The sequence below is a fragment of the Marinobacter sp. JSM 1782161 genome (assembly GCF_011421605.1).
Lineage (GTDB): Bacteria > Pseudomonadota > Gammaproteobacteria > Pseudomonadales > Oleiphilaceae > Marinobacter_A > Marinobacter_A bohaiensis.
Genome location: NZ_WSSA01000006.1, coordinates 136,437 through 155,761 on the forward strand (window position 1 = coordinate 136,437; position 19,325 = coordinate 155,761).

The 19,325-nt window shown below is 60.4% G+C and carries 22 protein-coding genes; 7 read left to right on the forward strand and 15 right to left on the reverse strand.

The features are described from left to right. Positions 1-3: 3 nt before the first annotated feature. The 4 genes from glnA (at position 4) to ntrC (ending at position 5,087) form a co-directional block, all read left to right on the forward strand. Positions 4-1,407, forward strand: a complete 1,404-nt coding sequence (gene glnA / locus GQB00_RS20875; RefSeq protein WP_111498279.1) for a glutamate--ammonia ligase — start codon at positions 4-6, stop codon at positions 1,405-1,407. 208 nt (positions 1,408-1,615) lie between these two features. Next, the gene (locus tag GQB00_RS20880; RefSeq protein WP_165857696.1) at positions 1,616-2,164 is read left to right on the forward strand and encodes a DUF4124 domain-containing protein; all 549 of its coding nucleotides are present in this window, start codon (positions 1,616-1,618) and stop codon (positions 2,162-2,164) included. Between the two features lie 422 nt (positions 2,165-2,586). Beyond that, the gene (glnL, locus tag GQB00_RS20885) at positions 2,587-3,657 is read left to right on the forward strand and encodes a nitrogen regulation protein NR(II) (RefSeq protein ID WP_111498281.1); all 1,071 of its coding nucleotides are present in this window, start codon (positions 2,587-2,589) and stop codon (positions 3,655-3,657) included. After that, complete coding sequence (ntrC, locus tag GQB00_RS20890; RefSeq protein WP_111498282.1) at positions 3,654-5,087, forward strand: nitrogen regulation protein NR(I); 1,434 nt, start codon at positions 3,654-3,656, stop codon at positions 5,085-5,087. The genes glnL and ntrC overlap by 4 nt, the downstream gene beginning before the upstream one ends. Positions 5,088-5,179: 92 nt before the next feature. Here the strand turns inward: ntrC and ssb are convergent, their stop codons facing one another. Both ssb and GQB00_RS20900 read right to left on the reverse strand, forming a co-directional pair. Beyond that, complete coding sequence (gene ssb, locus GQB00_RS20895; RefSeq protein WP_165857697.1) at positions 5,180-5,728, reverse strand: single-stranded DNA-binding protein; 549 nt, start codon at positions 5,726-5,728, stop codon at positions 5,180-5,182. A 71-nt stretch (positions 5,729-5,799) separates the two neighbouring features. Then, complete coding sequence (locus tag GQB00_RS20900) at positions 5,800-7,158, reverse strand: MFS transporter (protein WP_165857698.1); 1,359 nt, start codon at positions 7,156-7,158, stop codon at positions 5,800-5,802. Between the two features lie 308 nt (positions 7,159-7,466). On the opposite strand from GQB00_RS20900, the gene pomA reads away from it, so the two are divergent. The 3 genes from pomA (at position 7,467) to uvrA (ending at position 12,192) form a co-directional block, all read left to right on the forward strand. Next, positions 7,467-8,240: a flagellar motor protein PomA gene (gene pomA, locus GQB00_RS20905; protein WP_165857699.1), complete on the forward strand. Its 774-nt coding sequence runs from the start codon at positions 7,467-7,469 to the stop codon at positions 8,238-8,240. An 11-nt stretch (positions 8,241-8,251) separates the two neighbouring features. Further along, positions 8,252-9,184 carry a flagellar motor protein MotB gene (locus GQB00_RS20910; RefSeq protein ID WP_165857700.1) on the forward strand — a complete coding sequence of 311 codons (933 nt, stop codon included), beginning with the start codon at positions 8,252-8,254 and terminating at the stop codon, positions 9,182-9,184. 140 nt (positions 9,185-9,324) lie between these two features. Beyond that, positions 9,325-12,192 (forward strand): excinuclease ABC subunit UvrA, encoded by a 2,868-nt coding sequence (gene uvrA / locus GQB00_RS20915; protein WP_165857701.1) that lies wholly within the window; start codon positions 9,325-9,327, stop codon positions 12,190-12,192. Positions 12,193-12,401: 209 nt separating this feature from the next. Here the strand turns inward: uvrA and rplQ are convergent, their stop codons facing one another. The 13 genes from rplQ to rpsH all read right to left on the reverse strand — a co-directional run bounded on the left by rplQ (position 12,402) and on the right by rpsH (position 19,323). Continuing rightward, positions 12,402-12,791, reverse strand: a complete 390-nt coding sequence (gene rplQ, locus GQB00_RS20920) for a 50S ribosomal protein L17 (protein ID WP_111498288.1) — start codon at positions 12,789-12,791, stop codon at positions 12,402-12,404. A 37-nt stretch (positions 12,792-12,828) separates the two neighbouring features. Continuing rightward, a complete protein-coding gene (locus tag GQB00_RS20925) occupies positions 12,829-13,833 on the reverse strand; it encodes a DNA-directed RNA polymerase subunit alpha (protein WP_111498289.1) in 1,005 nt (334 codons plus the stop codon). A gap of 36 nt (positions 13,834-13,869) precedes the next feature. Next, positions 13,870-14,490, reverse strand: coding sequence for a 30S ribosomal protein S4 (rpsD, locus tag GQB00_RS20930; RefSeq protein ID WP_111498290.1), 621 nt, complete (start codon positions 14,488-14,490; stop codon positions 13,870-13,872). An 18-nt stretch (positions 14,491-14,508) separates the two neighbouring features. Then, entirely contained in the window at positions 14,509-14,898 is a 390-nt protein-coding gene (rpsK, locus tag GQB00_RS20935) for a 30S ribosomal protein S11 (RefSeq protein WP_111498291.1), read from the reverse strand. A 13-nt stretch (positions 14,899-14,911) separates the two neighbouring features. Beyond that, positions 14,912-15,268 carry a 30S ribosomal protein S13 gene (rpsM, locus tag GQB00_RS20940; protein WP_111498292.1) on the reverse strand — a complete coding sequence of 119 codons (357 nt, stop codon included), beginning with the start codon at positions 15,266-15,268 and terminating at the stop codon, positions 14,912-14,914. A 136-nt stretch (positions 15,269-15,404) separates the two neighbouring features. Continuing rightward, positions 15,405-15,518 (reverse strand): 50S ribosomal protein L36, encoded by a 114-nt coding sequence (rpmJ, locus tag GQB00_RS20945; protein ID WP_111498293.1) that lies wholly within the window; start codon positions 15,516-15,518, stop codon positions 15,405-15,407. A 36-nt stretch (positions 15,519-15,554) separates the two neighbouring features. After that, positions 15,555-16,874: a preprotein translocase subunit SecY gene (gene secY / locus GQB00_RS20950; protein ID WP_111498294.1), complete on the reverse strand. Its 1,320-nt coding sequence runs from the start codon at positions 16,872-16,874 to the stop codon at positions 15,555-15,557. Positions 16,875-16,891: 17 nt separating this feature from the next. Beyond that, the gene (gene rplO, locus GQB00_RS20955) at positions 16,892-17,326 is read right to left on the reverse strand and encodes a 50S ribosomal protein L15 (protein ID WP_111498295.1); all 435 of its coding nucleotides are present in this window, start codon (positions 17,324-17,326) and stop codon (positions 16,892-16,894) included. 1 nt (position 17,327) lies between these two features. Further along, positions 17,328-17,513: a 50S ribosomal protein L30 gene (gene rpmD, locus GQB00_RS20960; protein WP_111498296.1), complete on the reverse strand. Its 186-nt coding sequence runs from the start codon at positions 17,511-17,513 to the stop codon at positions 17,328-17,330. Between the two features lie 4 nt (positions 17,514-17,517). Continuing rightward, a complete protein-coding gene (gene rpsE / locus GQB00_RS20965) occupies positions 17,518-18,018 on the reverse strand; it encodes a 30S ribosomal protein S5 (protein ID WP_111498297.1) in 501 nt (166 codons plus the stop codon). Between the two features lie 12 nt (positions 18,019-18,030). After that, positions 18,031-18,378 (reverse strand): 50S ribosomal protein L18, encoded by a 348-nt coding sequence (gene rplR, locus GQB00_RS20970; RefSeq protein WP_111498298.1) that lies wholly within the window; start codon positions 18,376-18,378, stop codon positions 18,031-18,033. Positions 18,379-18,387: 9 nt separating this feature from the next. Then, a complete protein-coding gene (rplF, locus tag GQB00_RS20975; protein WP_111498299.1) occupies positions 18,388-18,921 on the reverse strand; it encodes a 50S ribosomal protein L6 in 534 nt (177 codons plus the stop codon). 9 nt (positions 18,922-18,930) lie between these two features. Next, positions 18,931-19,323 (reverse strand): 30S ribosomal protein S8, encoded by a 393-nt coding sequence (rpsH, locus tag GQB00_RS20980; protein WP_111498300.1) that lies wholly within the window; start codon positions 19,321-19,323, stop codon positions 18,931-18,933. Between the last annotated feature and the right edge of the window lie 2 nt (positions 19,324-19,325).

Sequence of the window (19,325 nt, forward strand, 5' to 3'; positions counted from 1 at the left end):
GTAATGTCCAAGACGCTTGACCTGATCAAAGAACACGAAGTGAAGTGGATTGACCTGCGGTTTACCGACAGCCGCGGCAAAGAGCAGCACGTGACCCTGCCCGCTTCCGAGGTTGATGAAGACTTTTTCAGTGACGGTAAGATGTTTGACGGCTCTTCCATCGCCGGCTGGAAAGGCATCAACGAGTCCGACATGATCCTGATGCCGGACGACGAAACCGGCGTCATAGACCCGTTCACCGAAGAAACCACGCTGAACCTGACCTGCGACATCGTCGAGCCCTCCACCATGCAGGGCTACGAGCGTGATCCACGCTCCGTTGCGCGTCGCGCCGAGGAATACCTGAAGTCCACCGGCATCGCCGACGGCGCCCTGTTCGGCCCGGAGCCGGAATTCTTCGTATTCGACTCCGTTAAGTGGAACACCGACATGCAGGGTTCCATGTACGAAATCTACTCCGAAGAAGCCGCCTGGGTTTCCGGCGAGGATTTCGACCGCAACAACATCGGTCACCGTCCGGGCGTTAAAGGCGGCTACTTCCCGGTTCCGCCGGTAGACAGCCTGCACGACCTGCGTGGCGCCATGTGCGCGGCCATGGAATCCATGGGTCTGGAAATCGAGGTTCACCACCACGAAGTGGGTACCGCCGGCCAGTGTGAAATCGGCGTTGGCGCCAACACCCTGACCAAGAAAGCCGACGAAGTACAGATCCTGAAGTACTGCGTCCACAACGTGGCCCACGCCTACGGCAAGACCGCCACCTTCATGCCCAAGCCGGTGGTCGGTGATAACGGTTCCGGCATGCACGTCCACATGTCCCTGAGCAAGGACGGCAAGAACGCCTTCGCCGGCGACGGCTACGCCGGCCTGAGCGAAACCGCCCTGTACTACATCGGCGGTATCATCAAGCATGCCAAGACCATCAACGCGTTCACCAACGCGTCCACCAACAGCTACAAGCGTCTGGTTCCGGGCTTTGAAGCTCCGGTTATGCTGGCCTACTCCGCCCGTAACCGCTCCGCTTCCATCCGGATCCCGTACGTGAACAGCCCGAAAGCGCGTCGTATCGAGGTCCGTTTCCCGGATCCGTCCGCCAACCCGTACCTGGCGTTTGCCGCCATGCTGATGGCCGGCCTTGACGGCATCCAGAACAAGATCCACCCGGGCGATGCCATGGACAAGGATCTGTACGACCTGCCGAAGGAAGAAGCGCTGGAAATCCCGACCGTTGCCGAGACCTTCCAGGAAGCCCTGGACACCCTGGAGAAGGACCACGAGTTCCTGACCCGCGGTGGCGTCTTCACCGAAGACATGATCTCCGGCTACGTCGAGCTGAAGCGTGCCGAGGTCGAGCGTCTGAACATGACGACTCACCCGGTCGAGTTCGACCTGTACTACTCCTGCTAAGCGCTCCCGCGCCTGCAGAAGAAGCCCCGCCCCGGCGGGGCTTTTTTGTGTCTGTCCGTTTATCCGGCCAGCGCGCGGCCGGGAAGACCGTGTCCGCAGACCGGCGCACATTCTGAAATCTTCGTCATATCACAGATACATTAGGAAGTTGCATTGCCGGTGAACAACGACCAATAATCGGGAAAAATACGAGAACAGGGAGAATCCCGTGAACAGAGGCATTGTATTACTGAGTCTGCTGGCCCTGGCCGCCTCCAGCGTGCAGGCGCAGGTTTACCGGAGCGTGGACGAACAGGGCAACGTGACGTTTACCGACCAGGCGTCGTCGGGCGGCGAGGAAGTGAACGTCAAGCCGGTCACCACGGTCACGCTGCCCAACGCCGAGGACGTGCGCCAGCTCGAAGCACAGCAGGAAAAGCCGTCCGTCGACGACCAGACGCCGGCCAAGCCCTACAGCCGTGTCGGTTTCGATGCACCAGAAGATGACACCGCCTTCCACAGCGGCAACGGCGATATGACCTTCGCGGTCTCCAGCCAGCCGGCACTGCGCAACGGGCACCTGTTCGAGGTATCCCTGGACGGCCAGCCCATTGGCCAGAATGCCTCCGGACAATTTGCCCTGCAGAATGTCTTCCGCGGAACCCACAATGCCTCGGTCAAGGTGATCGACCGGGACGGGCGCATCGTCCAGTCCGGCCAGAGCATCACGTTCACCATTCATCGCCCCTCCGTTCTTAACCGCAACCGCAACAACTGACACGCCCCGTGCCCGGCCACTGCCGGGCACTATTTTGGTGCGCTGGCACCAAAAAGATCCTACCATCCGTACTAAAGCAGGGCGCTCCTGGTCTCAGACGTCGATGCCTGAGCAGCTGACCCGGTGCCTCAGCCGATAAGGGAACCAATCTGAGCACCCGGCTGCGCCCATGCGCCAAAAGCGCGTCCAGCACCTGATTTGCCGTGGATTCAGGCCGCTGGATCGCGCCTGGACGGCCGAAACGGCCTCCCGACTCATCAGCCTGCACCGATAACGCCGATTGCCGCCACCGCCAGGCACCGAAACACGGCATTCATGCGACAAGCCGACGCGCCGGAGCTAACCAAAAAGGCGCAGCGCCTTCTCCCGCGTTCGTAACTGGTTCGCTTTTTGCAGTTAATGCACCGAACAAGAGGGGCATCATGTCAAACGAACTCGTCTACCGGCAGATACTGGATCATCTCACCACGGCCACGCTCGTGCTGGATGCGGAACTGCGCATCCAGTACATCAACGCCGCGGCCGAATACCTGCTCGAAGCCAGCGGACCGCGCATGGTCGGCACGCGCCTGACCGAATGGTTCATCGGCTCGGCGGAAGCCTTCGAAACCCTGGATGAAGCCTGCCGCACCGGCCAGCCCTTCACCAAGCGGGAAGCCGAGTTCACCCTGCTCTCCGGTTCGCGATTCACGGTCGACTACTCGGTCTCGCAGATCGGGGCCGACGACGCCACCCTGCTACTGGAACTCCAGCCGCGTGATCGCCTGCTGCGCATCACCCGGGAAGAGGACATGCTTACCCAGCAGGAAACCACGCGGATCCTGGTGCGCGGCATGGCCCACGAGATCAAGAACCCGCTGGGCGGTATCCGCGGTGCGGCCCAGCTGCTGGACCGGGAACTGTCCGATGAGGGCCAGAAGGAATACACCCAGGTCATCATCGACGAGGCGGACCGGCTGCGTAGCCTGGTGGACCGGATGCTCGGCCCCAACAAGGCGCCGCAGTTCAGCTCGACCAACATCCATGAAGTGCTGGAGCGGGTGCGCACTCTGCTGGAAGCCGAAAGCAAGGGCCGCGTGAAGCTGGAGCGGGACTACGACCCCAGCCTGCCGGAATTCCCCGGCGACAAGGAACAGCTCATCCAGGCTTTCCTCAACGTCGCCCGCAACGCCATGGAAGCCGCCGCCGACCACAGCAACGACGAAACCCCGTGCATCACCTTCCGCACCCGGGCGCTGCGGCAGTTCACCATCGGCCACCGCCGCTACCGGCTGGTGTGCCGCGTCGACATCATCGATAACGGCCCGGGCATTCCCCAGGACCTGTTGCAGAACATCTTCTATCCCATGATCAGCGGCCGGGCCAACGGAACGGGCCTGGGGCTGTCGATCACACAAAGCATCATCGGCCAACACCAGGGCCTCGTCGAATGCGAGAGCTCCCCTGGCTGGACCGATTTCATCATTTTCCTGCCTCTGGAGCTGAAAGCATGAGCCAATCGGCCAACGTCTGGATAATCGACGATGATCGGAGTATTCGCTGGGTCCTGGAACGGGCCCTGTCGCAGGCCAACATGCAGACGCGTGTGTTCGAGAATGGCGAGGGCATCATGATGCGTCTCGACCGGGAACAGCCCGACGCCATCATCAGCGACATCCGCATGCCGGGCATCGACGGCATCGCCCTGCTCTCACAGATCGTGCAGGATCACCCGGACATCCCGGTGATCATCATGACGGCGCACTCGGACCTGGAAAGCGCGGTCGCCAGCTATCAGACCGGGGCCTTCGAGTACCTGCCCAAGCCGTTCGACGTGGACGACGCGGTGGAACTGGTCAAACGGGCGGTGGACCACAGCCGCGAACGCCGGGCCAGCAGCGAGCCGCAAAGCGACGCCGCCACCCGCCACACCGAGATCATCGGCGAAGCGCCGGCCATGCAGGAGGTTTTCCGGGCCATCGGACGGCTGTCCCACTCCAACATCACCGTGCTGATCAACGGCGAAAGCGGGACGGGTAAAGAGCTCGTGGCGCAGGCGCTGCACAATCACAGTCCGCGCGCCAGCCATCCGTTCATCGCCCTGAACATGGCAGCCATCCCCAAGGACCTGATCGAGTCCGAACTGTTCGGCCATGAAAAAGGCGCCTTCACCGGCGCCGGCGCGGCCCGTCAGGGGCGCTTCGAACAGTCCAACGGCGGCACCCTGTTCCTGGACGAGATCGGCGACATGCCGGCGGACACCCAGACCCGCCTGCTGCGGGTACTGGCCGACGGTGAATTCTACCGGGTCGGTGGTACCACGCCGATCAAGGTGGACGTGCGCATCATCGCCGCCACCCACCAGAACCTGGAGAAACTGGTGCAGGCCGGCACCTTCCGGGAAGACCTGTTCCACCGCCTCAACGTCATTCGCGTGCACCTGCCCAAGCTGGCCGAGCGACGCGAAGACATTCCGCGCCTGATGGGGCATTTTCTCAAGCGCGCGGCCCGGGAACTCTCCGTCGAACCCAAGCTGCTGCGCCCCGAGGCGGAGGAATACCTGACCACACTGCCCTGGCCGGGCAACGTCCGCCAGCTGGAGAACACCTGCCGCTGGCTGACGGTCATGGCCAGCGGGCGCGAAATCCACGTCAGCGACCTGCCGCCGGAACTGCTCGACCAGGCGGACACCCCACCGACCGGCCAGACCTGGCAGGAAGGCCTGCGCGCCTGGGCGGAGCAGGAGCTCAAGCGCGGCAAGCAGGGTATTCTCGACGTGGCCGTGCCGGAGTTCGAGCAGGTGATGATCGAGACCGCCCTCAAGCACACCGGCGGACGCCGCCGGGACGCCGCCGTACTGCTGGGCTGGGGCCGCAACACCCTGACCCGCAAGATCAAGGAACTGGGCATGGCCGACGGCCCGTCGGATGACGACGAGGATTAAACCCGTCCGCTTCGGACGCTAACCATTGCCCACAAAAAAGGGCCCGCCATTGACTGGCGGGCCCTTTTTGCTGCGACGAGGCGCGCTCCGTTTCAGAACGGGATATCGTCGTCAAAATCGTCCACAGGCTCCGGCATACCGCCACCCTGGTTGCCCTGGTTCTGAGGCGGCTGGCTGTAGCCGCCGGACGCCTGCCCCTGGTTACCGTAGTTGGGCTGCGGCTGCGACTGCGACTGGGGCTGCTGCTGGGGACGCGACGGCGCGCCCTGATTCATGCCCTGGTTGTCGCCACCACCGCGGCTGTCCAGCATCTGCATCTGGCCGTTGATGTCGACCACCACTTCCGTGGTGTAACGGTCCTGGCCATCCTGCCCCTGCCACTTACGGGTCTGCAGTTTGCCTTCGATGTAGACCTTGGAGCCTTTACGCAGGTACTGGCCGGCCACCTCGGCGATCTTGCCGAACATCACCACCCGGTGCCATTCGGTCTTGGGCACCATCTGGCCGGTCTGGCGATCCTTGTAACTCTCGTCCGTGGCCAGGTTCAGATTGGTGACCGCGTTACCGTTCGGTGTGTAGCGGGTTTCCGGGTCGTTGCCCAGGTTGCCAATCAGGATGACCTTGTTTACGCCTCTTGCCATGCTCCACTCCCAACTCTGTCTCTGTCGTCGCCAGCCGTCCCTGGCCAACTTTAGGAATTCAACGGTGATTATCAGGGCCTGATAAAGGCAAACTGCCCCAGGTTGGCCGCGTCGAAACGCTTGTGATCGACCTTCAGGTAGGCGGTCTCGGCATCGGTCAGGATGACCACATCCTCAACACCGGGCACCCCCCGCAAAGCCTGATCCACGGCCGCAATACCACGCCCCTGAACATCGACCAACTGTACCACGAAACTGGAAGTATGGCTCGGCCTCTTCATGGTGATCGCCAGCCCCAGCCAGACGACCAGAACGGCCACCATCATTCCGAAAACGCCGTTGGGGCCAACGCTCTCCAGCAGGCTTCCGCCAATGGTGCCGCCGAGGAAGGCACCGAAGAACTGGGACGTGGAATAGACGCCCATAGCCGTGCCCTTGGCGGCCGCCGGGCTTTCCTTGCTGATCAGCGAAGGCAGACAGGCCTCCAGCAGATTGAACGCCATGAAAAAGAAGAACAGACAGATCCACATCACCGCCAGGGTGTGCGGAAACTCTGCCAGCGCCATGGTGGCTAACGCCAGAATCGCAATGGCGCCACACAGCACCGGTTTCATCATGCGCCGTTTCTCGCCAATGATGATGAACGGCACCATCGAGAAGAAAGCCACCGCCATCACCGACAGATACACCCACCAGTGATGCTCGGCCGGCAGTCCCACCTTGTCACGCAGCAGTACCGGAATGACCAGGAACGCGGCCGTGAGAACCAGATGCAGCGCGGCGATACCGAAATCCAGGCGCAATAGTCGTCCGTCGGTCAGGACCTGACGCAGCTTCTCGCGCGCCGGCTGGGCGTCCAGGTGAGTCGCATGGCCAGCCGGGTTGGGTACCACACCAAACACCAGCACCATACCGACCAGGGCCAGCACCCCGGTCACGAAAAAGATGCCCGACAGCCCGATAACCGAACCCAGCAACGGCCCCAGGAACAGCGAGGCGGAAAACGCCATACCGATGGACAGGCCGACCAGCGCCATGGCCTTGGTGCGGTGCTCCTCCCGGGTCAGGTCACTGAGCAGCGCCATCAGGACACTCGCAATGGCTCCGCCACCCTGCAGGGCGCGGCCGATGATGACGCCGTAGACGCTGTCCGCCGCACCGGCGATGAAACTGCCGGCGGCAAACAGGAGCAGACCGATATAGATCAGGCGCTTACGCCCCAGCCGGTCGGACAGCATGCCGAAGGGAATCTGCAGCAGCGCCTGGCTCAGGCCATAGGCCCCGATGGCCAGCCCCAGCAGAGCCGGCGTTGCCGCCTCGAGCTTGTCCCCGAGCAGCATGAAGACCGGCAGCACCATAAACAGCCCCAGCATGCGCATGGCATACACGGACGCGAGGGCTGCAATAGAGCGTTTTTCGAGTGAATTCATAAAGAAAGGATCAACCTGGAATCATCGGACTTGGAAACGTCGCGAAATTGTACCAAAAACCCGTCCGCCGGCAGGTGAAATCAAACGGCCCAGGTCATTCAGTCAACCGCTCAGGAAAAACGCAACGAGCCATTACGTTAAGCTACGCTTACTGACAAAATAGATCGTCCGGAAAGCATAACAGCATTCAGTCTGTTCGCTTCTCGACGTACTATAGCCCGGCGTGCACTACGCTGCTTCCATATACAGCGCCGCTTTCCGAAGCGGTCGAGTCATCACCCGAAAATACGCAGAATTAGGGGCTTACCGTGGATTTCGCAACGCTTTTTGGTCTCGTCGGCGCCACGCTGGTCATTGGCTCAGCGATCGTGCTGGGCGCATCGAGCCAGGTCTTCCTCAACATGCCGTCCGTCCTCATCGTTCTGGTGGGCAGCTTCTGCGTGGTCATGGCCAAGTTCAGCTTCGGCCAGTTTCTGGGCGCGTTCAAGGCGGCCTCCAGGGCCTTTTCCTTCAAGCTGCCGGACACAGAGGCCCTGATCAACGAAGTCGTCGACATCGCGAACGTTGCCCGCAAGCAGGGCGTGCTGGCCCTGGAGGAAAAAGAAGTCAGCGCCACGTTCCTCAGACAGGGCATCCAGTTCCTGCTGGAAAGCCAGCCGGCGGAAACCATCGAAAAACTCATGCAGAAGGAACGACTGCTCACGCTGGACCGCAACCGGATGGGCGCCAAGGTGTTCCGGGCACTGGCCGACGTGGGCCCGGCCATGGGCATGATTGGCACGATTGTGGGCCTGGTGCAGATGCTCTCCAATATGGAAGACCCGAAATCCATCGGCCCGGCCATGGCGGTGGCCCTGCTCACGACGCTCTACGGCGCCATCCTCGCCACCATGTTCGCCAGCCCCATCGCCGACAAGCTGGAACTGCGCATGACCGAGGAAGCGCGCATGCAGGCGCTGATCATTGATGCCGTCATCGCTATCCAGGAAGGCCGCAACCCGCGCGTCATCGAACAGATGCTGTCGAGCTACCTGCCACCCTCGAAGCGTGAGCAGAACGGCGAAGCGGAAACCGCGTCCTAGGAGTTCCTGCGATGGATGAGCTGCCAGAAGAGGATCAGCCCGGGGTACCGGCCTGGGTCGTCACCTTTGCCGACCTGATGTCCCTGCTGATGTGTTTCTTCGTGTTGCTGCTGTCGTTCTCGGAGATCGACGCCAACAAGTTCAAACAGATCGCCGAAGAACTGTCCAAGGCCTTCGGAGTCCAGCGCGACGTCGCGGCCCTGGAGATCCCCAAGGGCACCACCCCGATCTTCGACCATTTCTCGGCCGGCAAGCCGGAGCCCACAGTGCTGGACCAGGTGCGCCAGCAAACCACCCGCGAAGAGCCGGAACTGGAGACCAACACCAGCCAGTCGGAAGCCGAAGCGCGCATCCAGCAGGCCCAGCAGGAAGTGGTGGAAAGCCACCTACAGGAACTCCAACAAGTACTTCGGGACGAGCTGGACAACGGCCAGCTGGACTTGCGCAAGGACAGCGACCGCATCGTCATCCGGATTGAGGAAAAGGGCTCCTTCCCCTCCGGTTCCGCGCAGCTGACCTACAGCTTCGAGGACATGCTGTATCGCATGGCGGATGTCCTCAAGGGTATCCCGGGTGACCTGACCATCGAAGGCCATACCGACGATGTCCCCATCAGCAGTTCCCGCTACAACTCGAACTGGAACCTGTCCGCCGATCGGGCCGCCGCTGTGGCCAACGTACTGATCCAGGGCGGCGGCATCGACTCCGGTCGCGTGACGGTCCAGGGCTTTGCCGATACCCATCCCCGCGTCCCCAACGCCAGCCCGGAAAACCGCGCGCTTAACCGGCGCGTAGAAATCAGCATCGACCTGTCGGAATCCCATGAGGAAACCCGCATGCGTTTGCAGGACCTGATGGACGATACCGATACGGGGGACTTCGCCGAACCTGAGCCTACCGAAGCCGGACAGGAGAACGGTGCCGGCGGCCAGCTTGAGTGGTAGTGATCCCTCCGGACGATAGTCCATTCCAATGATCTCGTTGGTTTGTCGGGCTTCGTTGCACGGCAGCCAACGCGGTATACTGGTGAATTTCCGGGCCGCCCGGCCCGTCTCGACTCGCCAATTCCCGTTCGAGGAGTGTCATGGATTCCATCCAGATCAAAGGGGCTCGCACCCACAACCTGAAGAATATCGATCTCGATATCCCCAGGGACCAACTCATCGTCATCACAGGCCTGTCGGGGTCGGGCAAGTCCTCGCTGGCCTTCGATACGCTATACGCCGAGGGGCAACGGCGCTACGTGGAATCGCTCTCCACTTACGCCCGACAGTTCCTGTCGATGATGGAAAAGCCGGACGTGGACCATATTGAAGGCCTGTCCCCGGCCATCTCCATCGAACAGAAATCGACGTCGCACAACCCGCGTTCGACGGTGGGTACCATCACCGAGATCTACGACTACCTGCGCCTCCTGTTCGCCCGCGCCGGCGAGCCCCGCTGCCCGGATCACGGCCAGCCGCTGGAAGCACAGACCGTCAGCGAGATGGTCGACCAGGTGCTGGCGATGGAAGAAGGCAGCCGGCTGATGATCCTGGCTCCCGTCATCCGTGACCGTAAGGGCGAGCACCTGCAGATCTTTGACAACATGCGGGCCCAGGGCTTCATTCGTCTGCGTGTGGACGGCCGCGTCTACGACATCGACGATCTGCCGGAGCTGGACAAGAAGCGAAAGCACACCATCGAGGTCGTGGTGGACCGGTTCAAGGTCAAACCCGGCCTGGAACAGCGCCTTGCGGAAAGTTTCGAGACCGCCCTCGAACTGGCCAGCGGTATCGCCCTGGTGGCGCCCCTGGACGGCGATGGCGAAGAGCACACCTTTTCCGCGCTCTACGCCTGTACCCAGTGCGGCTATTCGCTGAGCGAGCTGGAGCCGCGCCTATTCTCGTTCAACAACCCGGCCGGCGCCTGCCCCACCTGCGACGGTCTGGGCGTGCGGCAGTTCTTCGATCCGGACAAAATCGTCCAGCACCCGGAGGCAACCCTCGCCGAAGGCGCCATCCGCGGCTGGGACCGCCGCGCGGTCTACTACTTCCAGTTGCTCAACAGCGTCGCGGAACACTATGGCGTTGACATGGACACGCCTTTCGTCGATCTGCCCCAGGCATTCCAGGACGTCGTCCTGAACGGTTCCGGCAAGGAAGAGATCAGTTTCAAATACGTCAACTCCCGCGGTCATATCATGGAGAAGGCGCATCCGTTCGAGGGCGTCCTGCCCAACCTGGAGCGCCGCTATCGGGAAACCGAATCCCAGAGCATGCGCGAGGAGCTTGCCAAGCATCTGAGTCAGCAGCCCTGCAAGGCCTGTGGCGGGTCACGCCTGCGCCGCAGCGCTCGCCACGTTTTCATCGAGGAGCGCACCCTGCCCGAGGTGACGACCCTGCCGGTGGGGGAAGCCTGCGACTATTTCGGTCACCTGGCACTGCCGGGCCGTCGCGGGGAAATCGCCGAGAAGATCCTCAAGGAAATCCGTCAGCGCCTGGAATTCCTGGTTAACGTCGGGCTGGAGTACCTCACCCTGGAGCGCAGCGCGGACACCCTGTCCGGCGGCGAGGCACAGCGCATCCGCCTGGCCAGCCAGATCGGCGCCGGGCTGGTGGGCGTGATGTACATCCTCGACGAGCCGTCCATCGGCCTGCACCAGCGCGACAACGATCGCCTGCTGGCCACCCTCACCCACCTGCGCAACCTGGGCAACACGGTCATCGTGGTGGAGCACGACGAGGATGCCATTCGCGCCGCGGACCACCTGATCGACATCGGCCCCGGCGCCGGCGTGCATGGCGGCCAGGTTATCGCCGCCGGCACGCCACAGGACATCATCGACACGCCAGAATCGCTGACCGGGCAATACCTCAGCGGCTCTCGCGAGATTGCCGTGCCCGAGCAACGGGCCACGGGCTCAGGCAAAACCCTGCGCCTGACCGGGGCCACCGGCAACAACCTCAAATCGGCCGACCTCAATCTGCCGCTGGGCGTGATGACCTGCATCACCGGCGTGTCCGGCTCGGGCAAGTCGACGCTGATCAACGGTACACTCTATCCGGTTGCGGCCAGCCGCCTGAACAAGGCCACCACCCTGTCCCACGGGCCCTACAAGAAACTGGAGGGCCTCGACCAGCTGGACAAGGTCATCGACATCGACCAGAGTCCGATCGGCCGCACACCGCGCTCCAACCCGGCCACCTATACCGGGCTGTTCACACCGATCCGCGAGCTCTTCGCCGGCACCCAGGAAGCGCGCTCGAGGGGCTACAAGCCCGGCCGCTTCTCGTTCAACGTCAAGGGCGGGCGCTGCGAAGCCTGCCAGGGCGATGGCGTGATCAAGGTGGAAATGCACTTCCTGCCGGACATCTACGTGCCCTGTGACGTGTGCAAGGGCAAGCGCTACAACCGGGAAACCCTGGAGATCCAGTACAAGGGCAAGAATATCCACGAAGTGCTGGAGATGACCGTCGAGGAAGCTCGCGAGTTCTTCGACTCGGTGCCTTTCCTGGCCCGCAAGCTGCAAACGCTGATCGATGTGGGGCTGTCTTACATCCGCCTCGGGCAGTCGGCGGTGACCCTCTCCGGAGGCGAGGCGCAGCGGGTCAAGCTGGCGCGGGAGCTCTCCAAGCGAGACACCGGCAAGACGCTCTACATTCTCGACGAGCCGACCACCGGCCTGCACTTCTACGACATCCAGCAGCTGTTGAATGTCCTGGAGCGGCTGCGCTCCCACGGCAACACGATCGTCGTCATCGAACACAACCTGGATGTGATCAAGACCGCCGACTGGATCGTCGACCTGGGCCCTGAAGGCGGTGTCGGAGGCGGCGAGATCATCGCCGAGGGCACCCCGGAGCAAGTTGCGGACAACAAACGTTCCCACACCGGTCGCTACCTCAAGCCGCTGCTTGGCAAGCGACGACAGAGTTCGTCATCGGCGGCCGAAACCGCGACCGCCGACTGACGCTCAACACAACCAACCAGCCTCTCCAGAGGTGCGCGCCAGGCGCGCACCTCTGGAGAGGCTGGGAGTCTTACCCGCCGGCATTGCGACGGCATGCCCCGATGTCCGGTCGCTTCCTGCAGCCTGCTCACTACTGTCACGCCACTTTCCTTCAGACATAAAAAAACCGGAGCCTATGGCTCCGGTTCTTTTACTGACCGAACGACCGATTAATCGTCCAGCTCTTCCGCTTCCAGATCGACCGGACGGTCAACCAGTTCCACGAAAGCCATAGGCGCGTTGTCACCGGCCCGGAATCCGCACTTGAGGATGCGGAGATAGCCGCCCGGACGCTCGGCGTAACGCGGGCCCAGCTCGTTGAAGAGCTTGGCGACAGCCGCGTCGTCGCGCAGGCGTGCGAACGCCAGACGACGGTTAGCGACTGAATCGGTTTTCGACAGTGTGATCAAAGGCTCTGCCACGCGACGAAGTTCCTTCGCTTTGGGCAGAGTGGTTTTGATCAATTCGTGCTCGACCAGCGACGCGGTCATGTTACGGAACATGGCCTTGCGATGCGCGCTGGTCCGGCTGAACTTACGACCACTCTTACGATGACGCATTGCTCTGATTCCTTACCTTAAACTACCAATACGGCGATCAACCGCCCAGAACCCGGTCATCGCCACGAAGGCTAGCCGGCGGCCAGTTGTCGAGTCGCATACCCAGGGACAGACCGCGAGAGGCCAGTACGTCCTTGATCTCGGTAAGCGACTTCTTACCCAGGTTAGGCGTCTTCAGCAGCTCAACTTCGGTGCGCTGAATGAGATCGCCGATGTAGTAAATGTTTTCAGCTTTCAGGCAGTTTGCTGAACGCACAGTCAACTCGAGATCATCTACCGGGCGCAGCAGGATCGGATCAACTTCTTCCTCTTCCTCTACACGCTCAGGCTCTTTCTCATGATCAAAGTCGACGAACACAGCCAGTTGCTGCTGGAGAATGGTCGCCGCCCGACGAATCGCTTCTTCGGGATCGATCGTACCGTTGGTTTCCAGGTCAATAACCAGCTTGTCCAGATCCGTACGCTGCTCTACACGCGCGTTTTCTACGGCGTAGGAAACACGACGCACGGGGCTGTATGTAGCGTCCAGCTGAAGGCGGCCAATCGCACGCGTCTCGTCGTCATCCAGACCACGCTGGTCAGCAGCTTCGTAGCCACGACCGCGAGCCACCTTCAGACGCATGTTCAGTTCACCCTTTTCGCTCAGGTGACAGATCACATGCTCCGGGTTGGCGATCTCGATGTCGTGATCCAGCTGGATGTCAGCGGCGGTTACAACACCTGGACCTTTCTTGGTGACGGTCAGTTCCGCTTCGTCACGGCTGCCCATCTTGACGGCGACGCCCTTGAGATTCAGCAGAATCTCGATGACGTCTTCCTGGACACCTTCAATCGCGCTGTACTCGTGCAGCACACCGTCGATCTGCGCCTCAGTGATGGCGCAGCCCGGCATGGACGACAAGAGTATGCGGCGAAGTGCACTTCCCAGGGTGTGACCGAAGCCGCGTTCAAGCGGCTCCAGGGTAACCTTGGCGTGCGTCTTGCCCAATTCTTTTACGTCGATGGTACGAGGTGTCAATAACTCATGTACTGAACGCTGCATAGACGCCCCTATCTGCTCTCGTTGCTAACTCAGGCCTTACTTGGAGTAAAGCTCGACGATGAGGTTCTCGTTGATGTCGGCCGGCAGTTCAGTCCGCTCAGGGATTGACTTGTAAACGCCGGACATCTTGTTGGCGTCGACCTCTACCCAGTTCACAGGGGCGCGATTGCCCGCGAGATCCAGGGCGCCTTTAACACGCAGCTGGTTTTTCGCTTTCTCGCGAATGCTCACCACGTCACCCGGCTTGACCTGATAGGACGGAATGTTCACGACGCTATCATTCACCAGAATGGCCTTGTGAGACACAAGCTGACGGGCTTCTGCACGGGTCGAACCAAAACCCATGCGGTATACGACATTGTCCAGACGACCTTCCAGAAGCTGGAGCAGGTTCTCACCTGTTGCGCCCTTGATGCGCGCAGCTTCCTTGTAGTAGTTCCGGAACTGTTTCTCGAGTACGCCGTAGATACGACGAACTTTTTGCTTTTCACGGAGCTGTACGCCGTATTCAGACAAACGACCGCGGCGCGCACCGTGCATCCCCGGAGGGGTTTCGATGTTGCACTTGGAGTCGAGTGCGCGGACGCCGCTCTTCAGAAAAAGATCTGTCCCTTCACGACGAGACAGCTTACATTTTGGACCTATGTAACGTGCCATACTTCACTGTCTCCTGTCTTACACGCGGCGCTTCTTGGGCGGACGACAGCCGTTATGCGGAATCGGCGTCACATCAGTGATGTTAGTGATCTTGTACCCGCAACCATTCAGCGCGCGTACAGCGGATTCACGTCCGGGCCCAGGACCCTTAACCTCTACATCCAGGTTTTTAAGGCCGTATTCAGCAGCCGCGTTACCGGCTCTTTCAGCTGCTACCTGCGCAGCAAAAGGTGTGCTCTTGCGTGACCCACGGAAACCAGAACCACCGGCAGTAGCCCATGACAGGACATTGCCCTGGCGGTCGGAAATGGTCACGATCGTGTTGTTGAAGGACGCGTGGATGTGCGCGACGCCATCAACAACCGTCTTTTTCACCTTTTTACGGGTACGTGTACCTGGCTTTGCCATGTTTGCCTACCTGTTACTTGCGAATCGGTTTGCGAGGACCTTTGCGGGTGCGAGCGTTGGTCTTGGTGCGCTGGCCACGGAGCGGAAGCCCATGACGATGACGCAGACCACGGAAGCAGCCCAGATCCTTCAAACGCTTAATGTTCATCTGAACTTCACGACGCAGATCACCTTCGACAGACAGCTTGCCCACTTCGGTACGAAGTGACTCAACCTGCTCATCGCTGAGGTCTTTGATCTTGATGTCCTGCTGGACACCAGCTGCATCGCAAAGCTTCTGAGCTGTTGTCTTACCGACTCCAAAAATGTAAGTCAGTGAGATAACAGCATGTTTGTTGTCGGGTATATTGACACCGGCTATACGTGCCATCCAAATTACTCCGCGTTCAAAGCTTTGCTGTGTGAATTTTCCGCCACAAAAACGGCGCGAAATGATAGCCCCTGATCACAAAAAGATCAAGCACTACCATTTCGCCCCTGCGTTTCTGGTGATATCGCTTGGGATATCAGCCTTGACGCTGCTTGTGACGAGGCTCCGTGCAGATGACTCGAATCGAGCCATTGCGACGAATGACTTTGCAGTTACGGCAAATTTTCTTTACCGAAGCGCGTACTTTCATTGTCGACTCCAGTGTTACCGGGGGACCGATCCAGGATCAGCCCCGACCATAGCCCTTGAGATTGGACTTTTTCATCAGCGACTCATACTGATGCGACATCAGATGAGACTGAACCTGTGCCATGAAATCCATCACGACGACAACCACGATCAGCAGCGACGTACCGCCCAGGTAGAAGGGCACGTTACCCGCAACCATCAGGAACTGAGGGAAGAGGGATACCGCTGTGATGTAAAGCGCACCGAACAGGGTCAGACGCGTCAGCACACCATCGATGTACTTGGCAGTCTGCTCCCCCGGACGGATACCGGGGATAAATGCACCGGAACGCTTGAGGTTGTCTGCCACTTCCCGCGGGTTATACATCAGCGCGGTGTAGAAGAAGCAGAAGAAAATCACGGCTGCCGCGAACAGAATGATGTACAGCGGCTGGCTCGGCGCGAGCGCCTGGGAAACACTGCTCAGCCACTCCATGCCTTCACCCTGCCCGAACCACTGCCCCAGGGATGCCGGGAACAGCAGAATGGACGACGCGAAAATCGGCGGAATCACACCGGCCATATTGACCTTCAGCGGCAGATGGCTGGACTGCTGGGCAAACACCCGGCGGCCCTGCTGACGCTTGGCGTAATTGATCGTCAACCGGCGTTGACCACGCTCCATGAAGACCACGAAGCCAATCACGGCCACCGCGAGGATCGCGATACCCAGAACCACCAGCAGACTCATTTCGCCGCTGCGGGCCTGTTCCAGGGTCTGACCGATCGCGCCGGGCAGACCGGCCACGATACCGGCGAAGATAAGCAGCGAGATGCCGTTGCCGATGCCGCGCTCAGTGATCTGCTCACCCAGCCACATCATGAAGACGGCGCCACACACGAAGGACACGACGGCCACAAAGTGGAAACTGAAGCTATCGTTGAAGGTGACACCCTGGGATGCCAACCCTACGGAAATACCAAGACCCTGAACCAGGGCCAGCAGAACCGTACCGTAACGCGTGTACTGACTGATCTTGCGACGTCCGGCTTCGCCCTCTTTCTTCAACTGCTCCAGCTGCGGACTGACAGCAGTCATCAGCTGCATGATGATCGAGGCCGAGATGTAAGGCATGATGCCCAGGGCGAAGATACTCATCCGCTCCAGGGCACCACCGGAGAACATATTGAACAGACCCAGGATCGTGCCCTGGTTCTGATCAAACAGTGCTGCCAAGCGATCAGGATTAATACCCGGTACCGGAATGTGGGCACCGATGCGGTACACCAGTAGCGCCAGGAATACGAACCAGAGCCGCGAACGCAGCTCTGCTAATCCCTTCCCGGCTCCTGCCGGCATTGATGCTGTCTTGGCCATTATGTCCCCGACTCGCCTTATTCTTCGATTTTACCGCCTGCAGCCGTAATGGCTTCACGCGCACCTTTGGTGACTTTCAGTCCCTTGACGGTGACCGCACGGGTCAGCTCGCCGGACAGGATCACCTTGGCGGCGCGAATTTCTTCGCGGATGATGTCTGCTTTTTTCAGGGCTGCCAGATCTGCAACGTCGCCTTCAACCTTGGCCAGCTCGTTCAGGCGGATTTCCGCCTCGAACCGCTGCTGACGCGAAGTGAAGCCGTACTTCGGCAGACGGCGGGCCAGCGGCTGCTGACCACCCTCGAAGCCCGGCGCTACGGAACCACCGGAGCGGGACTTCAGACCTTTGTGACCACGGCCGCCGGTTTTACCGAGACCGCTACCGATACCGCGACCGACGCGCTTGGCTGCCGGGCGTGAACCGGGTTCCGGACTAAGTTCGTTAAGACGCATCTTAGTTATCCTCCACCCGTACCAGGTAATTAATGCGGTTCACCATACCACGGGTGGAAGCTGTATCTTCCACCTCGACGGTGTGACCGATCTTACGCAGACCCAGGCCCTTGACGCACTCTTTGTGCTTGGGCTGGCAGCCGATCGGGCTGCGGGTCAGTGTGACTTTCATTGTCTTGTTCGCCATGACTTCAACCCAGAATATCTTCCACGGTCTTGCCGCGCTTGGCTGCAACGTCTTCAGGCGCTTTCATGGCCTGCAGACCCTTGATAGTGGAACGGACCACGTTGACCGGATTGGTCGAGCCGTAACACTTGGACAGGACGTTCTGAACACCCGCAACTTCGAGCACCGCACGCATCGCACCACCGGCGATGATACCAGTACCTTCAGAGGCCGGCTGCATGTACACCTTGGAACCGCCATGAGTGGCCTGAACCGGGTACTGCAGGGTGTTGCCCTTCAGCGGCACATCGACCATGTTCTTACGTGCTGCTTCCATCGCTTTCTGGATAGCGACCGGCACTTCACGCGCCTTGCCGCGACCGAAACCAACACGACCTTTACCATCACCAACGACGGTCAGCGCTGTGAAAGCGAAAATACGACCGCCCTTCACAACCTTCGCGACGCGGTTGACCTGAACCAGCTTTTCCTGGAGCTCAGGCGCCTTCTGTTCGTTAACGCTCATCTTCTCCACCTCTTAGAATTGCAGGCCAGCTTCACGCGCCGCATCGGCCAGAGCCTGGATGCGTCCGTGATAGCGATAGCCGGAACGGTCGAATGCAACCTCTTCGATGCCGGCTGCCTTGGCACGCTCTGCGATGAGCTTGCCAACCTGTTTGGCAGCTTCCACGTTGCCGGTCGCACCCTGGCGCAATTCTTTGTCCAGCGTGGAGGCAGAAGCCAGAACTTTACTGCCGTCGGCAGTGGTGACCTGGGCGTACATATGCCGCGGCGTACGATGTACGCAGAGACGATTGGCGCCCAGCTCACGAATCTTCATGCGCACTTTGCGTGCGCGACGCAATCTTTGGTTATTCGCGCTCATAGTCTCGCCCTATTTCTTCTTGGCTTCTTTACGTCTGACCAGCTCATCCGCGTAACGAACACCCTTGCCCTTATACGGCTCGGGCGGACGATAGCCGCGAATTTCAGCTGCGACCTGGCCAACCTGTTGCTTATCGATACCCCGAATCACGACTTCCGTCGGTGACGGTGTTTCGGCCGTGACGCCTTCGGGCAGCTCGTACTCAACCGGGTGTGAAAAACCCAGTGTCAGATTGAGCTTCTTGCCCTGTGCCTGGGCACGGTAGCCGACGCCGACCAGCTGGAGCTTGCGCTCAAAGCCGTTGCTGACGCCGGTGACCATGTTGTTCACCAGTGCACGGGTTGTACCGGCAAGTGCACGAGACTGTTTGGCGCCATCACGTGCAGCGAAACGCAGAACATTTTCTTCTTGCTTCACTTCAACTGCATCGTGGATGGTGAATTGAAGCGCTCCCTTGGAGCCCTTCACGTTGATATCCTGTCCGCTCAGCTTCACCTCAACACCGGAAGGCAGCACGACAGGATTATTGGCAACCCTGGACATGTGTAACTCCTAAAATACGGTGCAGATGACTTCGCCACCCACGCCCGCTTGACGCGCGGCGCGATCGGTCATAACGCCCTTGGACGTTGACACGATGGCGATACCCAAACCACCGGCTACCTTCGGCAGTTCCCCAGCGCCGTTGTACTGGCGCAGACTCGGACGACTAACGCGCTTGATGGACTCGATAACCGGCTTGCCCTCGAAATACTTGAGGTTGACCGTGAGTTCCGGCTTGGCGTCAGCTGAGACGGAGAAATCTTCGACGTAGCCTTCGTCCTTCAGGACCTGGGCTACGGAGACCTTCATCTTGGAAGACGGCATCGTCACATCAGCTTTTGATGCCATCTGTGCATTGCGGATGCGAGTAATCATATCCGCAAGCGTGTCTTGCATACTCATTG

What these genes read in the sequence shown, in the direction of transcription:
- ssb (WP_165857697.1), bottom strand. Translation starts at nt 5,728, where the DNA reads ATGGCAAGAGGCGTAAACAAGGTCATCCTGATTGGCAACCTGGGCAAC.
- glnA (WP_111498279.1), top strand. Translation starts at nt 4, where the DNA reads ATGTCCAAGACGCTTGACCTGATCAAAGAACACGAAGTGAAGTGGATT.
- GQB00_RS20900 (WP_165857698.1), bottom strand. Translation starts at nt 7,158, where the DNA reads ATGAATTCACTCGAAAAACGCTCTATTGCAGCCCTCGCGTCCGTGTAT.
- rpsK (WP_111498291.1), bottom strand. Translation starts at nt 14,898, where the DNA reads ATGGCAAAGCCAGGTACACGTACCCGTAAAAAGGTGAAAAAGACGGTT.
- rpsE (WP_111498297.1), bottom strand. Translation starts at nt 18,018, where the DNA reads ATGAGCGTTAACGAACAGAAGGCGCCTGAGCTCCAGGAAAAGCTGGTT.
- rplQ (WP_111498288.1), bottom strand. Translation starts at nt 12,791, where the DNA reads ATGCGTCATCGTAAGAGTGGTCGTAAGTTCAGCCGGACCAGCGCGCAT.
- GQB00_RS20925 (WP_111498289.1), bottom strand. Translation starts at nt 13,833, where the DNA reads ATGCAGCGTTCAGTACATGAGTTATTGACACCTCGTACCATCGACGTA.
- secY (WP_111498294.1), bottom strand. Translation starts at nt 16,874, where the DNA reads ATGGCCAAGACAGCATCAATGCCGGCAGGAGCCGGGAAGGGATTAGCA.
- rpmJ (WP_111498293.1), bottom strand. Translation starts at nt 15,518, where the DNA reads ATGAAAGTACGCGCTTCGGTAAAGAAAATTTGCCGTAACTGCAAAGTC.
- glnL (WP_111498281.1), top strand. Translation starts at nt 2,587, where the DNA reads ATGTCAAACGAACTCGTCTACCGGCAGATACTGGATCATCTCACCACG.
- rplF (WP_111498299.1), bottom strand. Translation starts at nt 18,921, where the DNA reads ATGTCCAGGGTTGCCAATAATCCTGTCGTGCTGCCTTCCGGTGTTGAG.
- GQB00_RS20910 (WP_165857700.1), top strand. Translation starts at nt 8,252, where the DNA reads ATGGATGAGCTGCCAGAAGAGGATCAGCCCGGGGTACCGGCCTGGGTC.
- rpsH (WP_111498300.1), bottom strand. Translation starts at nt 19,323, where the DNA reads ATGAGTATGCAAGACACGCTTGCGGATATGATTACTCGCATCCGCAAT.
- rplO (WP_111498295.1), bottom strand. Translation starts at nt 17,326, where the DNA reads ATGCGTCTTAACGAACTTAGTCCGGAACCCGGTTCACGCCCGGCAGCC.
- rpsD (WP_111498290.1), bottom strand. Translation starts at nt 14,490, where the DNA reads ATGGCACGTTACATAGGTCCAAAATGTAAGCTGTCTCGTCGTGAAGGG.
- ntrC (WP_111498282.1), top strand. Translation starts at nt 3,654, where the DNA reads ATGAGCCAATCGGCCAACGTCTGGATAATCGACGATGATCGGAGTATT.
- uvrA (WP_165857701.1), top strand. Translation starts at nt 9,325, where the DNA reads ATGGATTCCATCCAGATCAAAGGGGCTCGCACCCACAACCTGAAGAAT.
- rplR (WP_111498298.1), bottom strand. Translation starts at nt 18,378, where the DNA reads ATGAGCGCGAATAACCAAAGATTGCGTCGCGCACGCAAAGTGCGCATG.
- rpmD (WP_111498296.1), bottom strand. Translation starts at nt 17,513, where the DNA reads ATGGCGAACAAGACAATGAAAGTCACACTGACCCGCAGCCCGATCGGC.
- rpsM (WP_111498292.1), bottom strand. Translation starts at nt 15,268, where the DNA reads ATGGCACGTATAGCCGGTGTCAATATACCCGACAACAAACATGCTGTT.